6 protein-coding genes are annotated in these 8,302 nt (G+C 52.4%); 4 read left to right on the top strand and 2 right to left on the bottom strand.

Annotation, left to right across the window (positions count from 1 at the left end):
• Positions 1–502 precede the first annotated feature (502 nt).
• Both ACTUJZ_RS13635 and typA read right to left on the bottom strand, forming a co-directional pair.
• Positions 503–877 carry a response regulator gene (locus ACTUJZ_RS13635; protein WP_463636883.1) on the bottom strand — a complete coding sequence of 125 codons (375 nt, stop codon included), beginning with the start codon at positions 875–877 and terminating at the stop codon, positions 503–505.
• Between the two features lie 135 nt (positions 878–1,012).
• A complete protein-coding gene (gene typA, locus ACTUJZ_RS13630) occupies positions 1,013–2,851 on the bottom strand; it encodes a translational GTPase TypA (RefSeq protein ID WP_463636882.1) in 1,839 nt (612 codons plus the stop codon).
• A 459-nt stretch (positions 2,852–3,310) separates the two neighbouring features.
• Here typA and glnA point away from each other — a divergent pair, with 459 nt between their 5' ends.
• The 4 genes from glnA (at position 3,311) to glnG (ending at position 8,036) form a co-directional block, all read left to right on the top strand.
• Positions 3,311–4,720, top strand: a complete 1,410-nt coding sequence (glnA, locus tag ACTUJZ_RS13625) for a glutamate--ammonia ligase (RefSeq protein WP_463636881.1) — start codon at positions 3,311–3,313, stop codon at positions 4,718–4,720.
• Between the two features lie 100 nt (positions 4,721–4,820).
• Positions 4,821–5,435, top strand: coding sequence for a DUF4124 domain-containing protein (locus ACTUJZ_RS13620; RefSeq protein ID WP_463636880.1), 615 nt, complete (start codon positions 4,821–4,823; stop codon positions 5,433–5,435).
• Positions 5,436–5,542: 107 nt separating this feature from the next.
• Positions 5,543–6,631 carry a nitrogen regulation protein NR(II) gene (gene glnL / locus ACTUJZ_RS13615; RefSeq protein ID WP_463636879.1) on the top strand — a complete coding sequence of 363 codons (1,089 nt, stop codon included), beginning with the start codon at positions 5,543–5,545 and terminating at the stop codon, positions 6,629–6,631.
• Positions 6,621–8,036, top strand: a complete 1,416-nt coding sequence (glnG, locus tag ACTUJZ_RS13610; RefSeq protein WP_463636878.1) for a nitrogen regulation protein NR(I) — start codon at positions 6,621–6,623, stop codon at positions 8,034–8,036. Before glnL ends, glnG begins: the two co-directional genes overlap by 11 nt.
• The last annotated feature ends 266 nt before the right edge of the window (positions 8,037–8,302 follow it).

Genomic DNA, 8,302 nt, shown 5'->3' with positions numbered 1-8,302 from the left:
TCCCGGCAGTAAGCTGATACTGATTTCGCGAATAGGCATGAAGGTGCGAATACATGCATGGACAGGGTTAGCTACCCAAATAGAGTCCGAATATACGCACGCATCAAACTTTTTACTGGGTCAGAAACGTGTTGCTTAACAGGAGGAGTCCATATACGGGATGACGGGAATATTATTGGTTTCGGGGTGACAGCGACCTGCGTCGGGATGACGGGGGTTGTTGATGCCGCTTTATAGTCTTCGCGGCTCCGCATTTAATCATCGCGCCCATTCTGGGTCATCGCGGCGCAGGCCGCGATCTCCCACTATGTTCTACCTAAGGTAGGGGTTGCTTACTAAGGTGATAACCCAGGAAGATCCCGACTTTCGTCGGGATAACAGTATTGGCGCTGTCGGGATAACAGAATTCGTGCTGTCGGGACGAAAATTCGTGCTGTCAGGATGACGGCGATGGAAGAAAACGAATATAACTTAAGTGAGGCGCTTGCAGGGGGCTACAGGCCTACGCCATAGCTTTTTTAACCGTATTGATGAGATTCTCCGCGCGAAAAGGTTTGGCCATAAACTGGGTTGCGCCGAGGCGCTTGGCCTTGAGTACGGTCTCGCGGGTGGCATCACTGGTAAGCATGATAAACGGGATTTCCCAGCCTCGTTTGCGGCACAATTCAAGAAGGGATAAGCCATCATAGCCGGGCATGATTTGATCGCTGATCACCAGTGTGATTGCATTATCATCCTGTTTAAGCAAAAAATCCCGAGCCAGGCGGCTACTATTGAAAGGAAATACCTGGGCATCAAAATGATCTTCTATTGCCAGGCAAATTAATTCCTGGGTAATGATATCGTCGTCCACTACGACTACTGACCATTGCGACATTGGTCAACCATCCGTTTTACTGGTCTAGGCTTAAGCTTAACGTCATTTCGCAAGATGTCCAACATAGTTTGGTGAAATGACAGGCAAAAAAAACGCCGGCCTAAGCCAGCGTTTTTTGTCTGCTACCGTTTAAGGTTAGCCTTTTTTGCCTTCCCGTGACGCGCGCTTACGCTCGTTCTCGGTTAAGAAGCGCTTACGAATCCGAATGCTTTCTGGGGTTACTTCCACCAGTTCGTCGTCATCGATAAATTCCAGCGCCTGTTCCAGTGACATCACAATGGGTGGCACCAGATTTTGTGCTTCGTCAGTACCTGAGGCACGGACGTTAGTCAGCTGCTTACCTTTTAGGGCATTCACCGTCAAATCGTTATCACGGCTGTGGATACCGATAACCATACCTTCATACACATCCACACCGTGGCCGATAAACAAACGGCCGCGCTCTTGCAGATTAAACAGCGCGTTGGTCAGGGCCTTACCTGGCGCGTTAGCAATCAGTACGCCATTTTTACGCTGGCCAATTTTGCCGCCTTTGTACGGACCATAATGGTCGAATGTGTGGTACAGCAGACCAGAACCAGAGGTCAGCGTCATAAACTCAGTCTGGAAGCCAATCAAGCCACGGCTTGGAATGACAAAGTCCATGCGCACACGGCCTTTGCCATCCGGTGACATGTTGGTCAGCTCAGCTTTACGGTAGCCTAACTGCTCCATGACCGAGCCCTGATCTTCTTCTTCACAGTCGATGGTCAGTGTTTCAAACGGCTCTTCGATATTGCCGTTTTCGTCTTCTTTGAGGATTACTTCCGGGCGCGATACCGCCAGTTCGTAACCTTCACGACGCATGTTTTCAATCAGGATACCCAGGTGCAGTTCACCACGGCCTGATACACGGAACTTGTCCGGGTTTTCTGTTTCTTCAACCCGCAGTGCCACGTTGTGTACCAGCTCGTCTTTCAGACGGTCCAGAATATTACGCGAGGTAACATATTTTCCTTCACGGCCAGAAAACGGCGAAGTATTAACCTGGAAGGTCATGGTAACGGTAGGTTCGTCAACCGTCAGCGCCGGCAGTGGTTCAACTGCGTTTACATCACATACGGTGTCAGAAATTTTCAGCTCGCCTAAGCCGCTGATAGCAATGATATCACCAGCATTGGCTTCGCTGGCTTCCTGGCGGTCCAGACCCAGGTAGGTCAGTACCTGGCCCACTTTACCATTGCGCTTTTCGCCTTCGGCATTAACGATAGTAACCTGCTGACCCGACTTCACCCGGCCACGCTTGATACGACCTACACCGATAACCCCTACATAGGAGTTATAGTCCAGCTGCGAAATCTGCATCTGGAACGGGCCGTCTGGGTCCGTGTTTGGCGCTTCAACCTGATTCACAATCATTTCAAACAGGGGTGTCATGTCAGTGCCGGTCACTTCAGCATCATTTGACGCCCAGCCATTTAAGGCAGACGCATACACCACCTGGAAGTCCAGCTGGTCATCAGTAGCACCCAGATTGTCAAACAAATCAAACACCTGATCCATCACCCAGTCAGGGCGTGCGCCAGGCTTGTCGATTTTGTTGATTACCACGATAGGCTTGAGGCCCTGGGCAAAGGCTTTTTGCGTCACAAAGCGAGTTTGTGGCATCGGACCTTCCTGCGCATCAACCAACAGCAGTACAGAGTCTGCCATCGACATAACCCGCTCTACTTCACCGCCAAAGTCGGCGTGTCCGGGAGTGTCGACGATATTAATGTGATAATCCTGCCAGTTGATGGCGGTATTTTTGGCCAGGATAGTAATGCCGCGTTCTTTCTCGATGTCATTCGAGTCCATAACACGTTCCTGGGCTTCACCGCGGCTCTCCAGCGTACCGGATTGCTGTAGCAGCTTATCAACCAGGGTGGTTTTACCGTGGTCAACGTGCGCGATGATCGCAATGTTTCTTAACTTTGAAATATCGTAACTGTTCATTAACTAAGAGCCTGTATTACCTTGCCCGGTGCAACTATGTCTGACCGGTTATGGATTGGAAAATTGTTGCAGAGGAGAAAATTTGCGCGGATTGTACAGAAATTCCTGGCCGTTTGCGCCTCTTTTTTCGCTTATTTTATTTTTGCGCAGTAATCTTAATCAGCGTAGCTACTGTATGTACGCCTGCACGGGCAGCGCACCGCACTTGCCAGGGCAGGCACTAGGGCCTGATAGTCCTGCCAAAACGCCAAGCGGGTGCTGTTCACCAGCTGAACTGCACTACAAAGAAGCAGCGCTGCACTAAAATCGTGCAAATTATGCAGTACGGTGCACGATTATGTGCTGCGATGGCGCATTGTAGCGCTAACTGCCAGATGGCACGAATATCGCTTCTAAAAATTCACCTGACAGGGACGCTGCGAACGCCCTGCATTTTTACATCAATACCTGGAGGACACGATGTCAATAGAAAAGGCATTAGAGCTGATTCAAGAATGTGAAGCCAAATTTGTCGATTTACGCTTCACCGATACAAAAGGTAAAGAACAACACGTCTCTATCCCTGCGGCGTTGGTTGACGAAGAGTTTTTCGAAGAAGGGAAAATGTTCGACGGTTCTTCAATCAGCGGCTGGAAAGGTATCAACGAATCTGACATGGTCTTGATGCCCGACTCCACCTCTGTGGTAATAGACCCGTTTGCCGAAGAAACCCAGGTAAATGTGCGGTGTGATATCGTTGATCCAACAACGCTGGAAGGCTATGAGCGTGACCCTCGTTCTGTAGCCCGCCGTGCTGAAGACTTCCTGCGCTCTACCGGCATCGGTGATACAGCCTTCTTTGGCCCTGAGCCAGAATTCTTCCTGTTTGACGATGTGCGTTTTCACACCGACATGAGCGGCTCGTTCTATAAGATCGATTCGGCTGAAGCCAAATGGAACTCAGGCGCTGATTTTGAAGGCGGTAACCTGGCGCACCGTCCGGGAGTAAAAGGCGGTTACTTCCCGGTACCACCAGTAGACTCTGCCCACGACACCCGTGCAGCTATGTGTCTGGTGATGGAAGAAATGGGCCTGAAAATCGAAGCGCATCACCATGAAGTGGCCACTGCCGGGCAAAACGAAATTGCCTGTGAGTTCAACACTCTGGTGAAAAAAGCCGATGAGCTGCAAATCTACAAGTATGTTGTGCACAATGTGGCCCATGCCTATGGCCAGACTGCCACCTTTATGCCTAAGCCGCTGGTAGGCGATAACGGCTCTGGTATGCACGTGCATATGTCGATTGCCAAAGAGGGTAAAAACGTCTTTGCCGGTGACAAATATGCTGGTCTGTCTGAAGAAGCGCTGTATTACATTGGCGGTATCATCAAACACGCCCGTGCGATCAACGCCTTTACCAATGCGTCAACTAACTCGTACAAGCGTCTGGTCCCAGGCTTTGAAGCCCCGGTCATGCTGGCCTACTCTGCCCGTAACCGTTCTGCGTCAATCCGTATCCCGCATGTATCGAGCGATAAAGCGCGCCGCATCGAGGTTCGTTTCCCAGACCCGACTGCTAACCCATACCTGGCCTTTACCGCCATGCTGATGGCCGGTATTGATGGCATTAAGAACAAGATCCACCCTGGCGATGCCATGGACAAAGACTTGTACGACCTGCCACCAGAAGAAGCCAAGGATATCCCCACCGTAGCCAGCTCGCTGGAAATGGCGCTGGAAGCGTTGGATAACGACCGTGAATTCTTAAAAGCCGGCGGTGTTATGTCTGATGACATGATTGATGCTTACATTGGCCTGAAAGAAGAAGAAGTCACGCGCCTGCGCATGACCACGCATCCGATTGAATTTGATATGTACTACAGCGTATAAGCTGGTAGCGAATAACAATCAAGCCCACATTTTTGTGGGCTTTTTTTTTGCCACTGCGACATACTAAAAGAAACCACGCTTGTTGTTAGCGAGATTGCTTATGAATATGCCGACCTTGTTTACCCACAGTTCACGATGGATGCTCTTAATCGGCTTGCTGTTTACCGCAGGCCTGGCCAGCGCGCAAGACACGCTGACTGCCAGCGGCGAGACCCGCCAGCCGGCCCCGGCGGACGCGGGCAACCCGGTGTACAAAATCGAACGTGACGATGGCTCGGTCTTGTTCACCGACACCCCGGCACCGAATAGCCAGCCGATTACCTTAAATGCTAATACCGCCAATGTTGCTGCAGCGCTGCCAACCCCGACAGCCCCCACCACGGCTGCCCCGGGCGGCGATACCAAACAGATAACCTACAAATTAGCCATTTTACAGCCGGCCCCGGAAGCCACCATTCGCAGCAATCGCGGGCAACTTAAGGTGGTGGCGCAGGCCAGCCCGGCCAACGCAGGGCGATTGCAGGTTGTGATTGACGGCAAGGTAATGGGCACCAGTCGCACCGGCCAATTTGCGTTATCCGGCATTCACCGTGGCGCGCACCAGTTGCAAGTTCGGCTAATCGATAATAAGGGCAAGACTCTTGCATCGTCTGCTCAACAGACCTTTTTTATGCACCAGGCATCGGCGTTGATCAACCCACCGGCCGGCCAGTAGGCCCCACACCCCACGGGTCAGGCTGGTATTGCGGTCCGGCCCGAGTATCACCGACCGATTGCTTGCGCTATAATGCACCAAACTGGTGCAAAGGAGATTTGCCAAGCATGCATGATAGTGCCCCTTCCCCGCTTAATTTGCTGGACAATATGAATACCGCGCTGGTAATGGTGGATGACAAGCTGGTTATCATCTATGCCAATCACGCTGGTGAGGCGCTGTTTGAAACCGGCACCAAACAATTGTACGGCCGTCCGTTGTACGAATTTTTTGAGCCGGGCTCCATCAAACAGGCTCGCTTAAGAGCAGCCTTACGACGAGGCGAGGATTTTACCGAAAATGAGGTGCGCCTGGTGTTTCGGGAGAATCGCCATGTGCTGGCCGATTTGACTGTCACCAATCTGCGCGACGGCGATAATGCCCGCTTGCTGTTTGAAGTCCGTAAGATTGATCAGCAAAAACGGATCTCCCGGGAAAATCTGCAAAATGCCCAGCATTATGCTGCCCGGGAGCTGGTGCGCGGGCTGGCCCATGAAATAAAAAATCCGCTGGGAGGTATTCGCGGGGCCGCCCAACTGCTGGAAAAAGAACTGCCCGAACCTGATCAGCGCGAATTTACCCAAATGATCATCGAGCAAACCGATCGCTTGCGCAATCTGGTGGACCGCCTGCTTGGCCCTAACTCGTTGCCTCGCTTGCAATGGAGCAACCTGCACCAGGCGCTGGAAAAAGTCCGCAACCTGGTCAGTGCAGATCTGCCCATACCAGTCACCCTGTACCGTGACTACGATCCAAGTATCCCGGATGTGCGCGTCGATCAGGATATGATCCAGCAGGCTGTGCTCAATATTATGCGCAACAGTGTGCAGGCCCTGCAGGAAGCCGATATCGCCGAACCATTTATCCGCCTGCAAACCCGAGTGGAGCGGCAGATGACCATTCAAAATCAGCGCCATCCGCTGGTAGCCAAAATTCTGATTGAGGACAACGGCCCGGGGATCCCGAGCACCCTGCGTGACACCCTATTTTATCCCATGGTCAGCTCTAAAAATCATGGCAGTGGGCTGGGCTTATCCATTGCCCAGACCCTGATTAATCATCATGGCGGCCGCATTGATGTGGATAGCCATCCGGGGCGCACTGTGTTTGCGCTGTATCTTCCAATCGATCGCAAGGAGTCAATCAATGAGCAGTGAATCGGTCTGGATAGTCGACGACGACAGTTCTATTCGATGGGTGATTCAAAAAGCCCTGCAGGCCGCCCAAATCAGTTGTGTCTGTTTTGAAAACCCAGAAGATGTAGTGCGCCAGCTGCATAGCGGGCAGGCACCGGAGGTGATCATCTCGGATATTCGCATGCCACAAATGGACGGCATGGCTTTGCTGCAGGAAGTGCATCAGGTTGATGCAGCGATCCCGGTGATTATCATGACTGCCCATTCAGACCTGGACAGTGCGGTTAATGCCTATCAAAGCGGCGCGTTTGAATATCTGCCCAAGCCCTTTGATATCGATGAAGCCGTCACCTTAACCCAGCGTGCCCTGGCCCATGCACGGGAACAGCGCCAAACCGCCAGCGTAACCGAGCCGGTGACCGCCACCGAAATCATCGGTGAAGCACCGGCGATGCAGGAAGTATTTCGCGCCATCGGCCGTCTGTCGCGCTCATCCATCAGCGTGCTCATCAATGGCCAGTCCGGTACTGGTAAAGAATTGGTGGCGCAAGCGCTGCATCGCCATAGCCCGAGGGCCAACAACCCGTTTGTGGCGCTGAATATGGCGGCGATCCCCGGCGATCTGGTGGAATCGGAGTTATTTGGCCATGAAAAAGGCGCCTTTACCGGGGCCCAGAGTGCTCGTCAAGGACGCTTTGAACAGGCTAATGGCGGCACCCTGTTTTTAGATGAAATCGGTGATATGCCGCTGGAAGTGCAAACCCGGCTATTGCGGGTTCTGGCTGACGGCCAGTTTTACCGGGTGGGCGGCCACCAGCCGGTCACCGTAGATGTGCGCATCATCGCCGCCACTCACCAAAATCTGGAACAGCGTGTACACCAGGGCAAATTTCGCGAAGATTTGTTTCACCGCTTAAATGTGATCCGCGTACATCTGCCGTCGCTGGCTGAGCGGCGCGAGGATATCGGCCTGCTGGCGCGGCATTTTTTGCGCCAGGCAGCGCGCGAACTCGATGTGGAAACCAAATCACTGAGCCCGGCCGCCATCCGGGTGATGACCCAGCTGCCCTGGCCAGGCAATGTGCGCCAGCTGGAAAATGTGTGCCGCTGGCTCACTGTGATGGCCAGCGGCCAGGATATTTTACCGGCAGATTTACCCCCGGAAATCCAGCAAGATACCAGCCAGCCCACGGGCCAGGCGGCCGGTCAGCAAGACTGGCCCCATCTGCTGGCACAATGGGCCGACCAGCAATTACATGCCGAGCATTGCGATATTCTCACCAGCGCGCAGCACACCTTTGAAAAGGTGCTATTAGAGCGTGCGTTATCCTACACCCATGGCCACAAACAGGATGCGGCCCGGCGCCTAGGCTGGGGCCGCAACACCCTCACCCGCAAACTTAAAGAGCTCAATATCAACGCCTGACCTTCACGCCCGCGCCTTGCGGGCTTTTTATAGCAACCTTCTTTTTCTCTGAATCTATTAAGCAAACCGCTAGCCGCCCAAACTGCCCCACCTTATGACAGCGCATACAAAAACTTAATTGATTAAGTTTTTTCCAATAATTGCTTGAGCATTGTACAAATAGTGGTTATTGTTAATGCGATGTAACAGATGTTACAAAAATTAAGGTCGATAAAAGGCACGCAGAAATGAAGAGAAAACAACTATTTAAACCCGCTTTGCTGTCC

This window comes from Alteromonas sp. WD8-37, from assembly GCF_055326825.1.
The sequence above is the reverse complement of the archived record's forward strand: the minus strand, read 5'-3'. Positions and strand labels throughout refer to the sequence as shown.

Coding starts and splice junctions, on each gene's coding strand:
- ACTUJZ_RS13635 (WP_463636883.1), bottom strand. CDS start 877: ATGTCGCAATGGTCAGTAGTCGTAGTGGACGACGATATCATTACCCAG.
- typA (WP_463636882.1), bottom strand. CDS start 2,851: ATGAACAGTTACGATATTTCAAAGTTAAGAAACATTGCGATCATCGCG.
- glnA (WP_463636881.1), top strand. CDS start 3,311: ATGTCAATAGAAAAGGCATTAGAGCTGATTCAAGAATGTGAAGCCAAA.
- ACTUJZ_RS13620 (WP_463636880.1), top strand. CDS start 4,821: ATGAATATGCCGACCTTGTTTACCCACAGTTCACGATGGATGCTCTTA.
- glnL (WP_463636879.1), top strand. CDS start 5,543: ATGCATGATAGTGCCCCTTCCCCGCTTAATTTGCTGGACAATATGAAT.
- glnG (WP_463636878.1), top strand. CDS start 6,621: ATGAGCAGTGAATCGGTCTGGATAGTCGACGACGACAGTTCTATTCGA.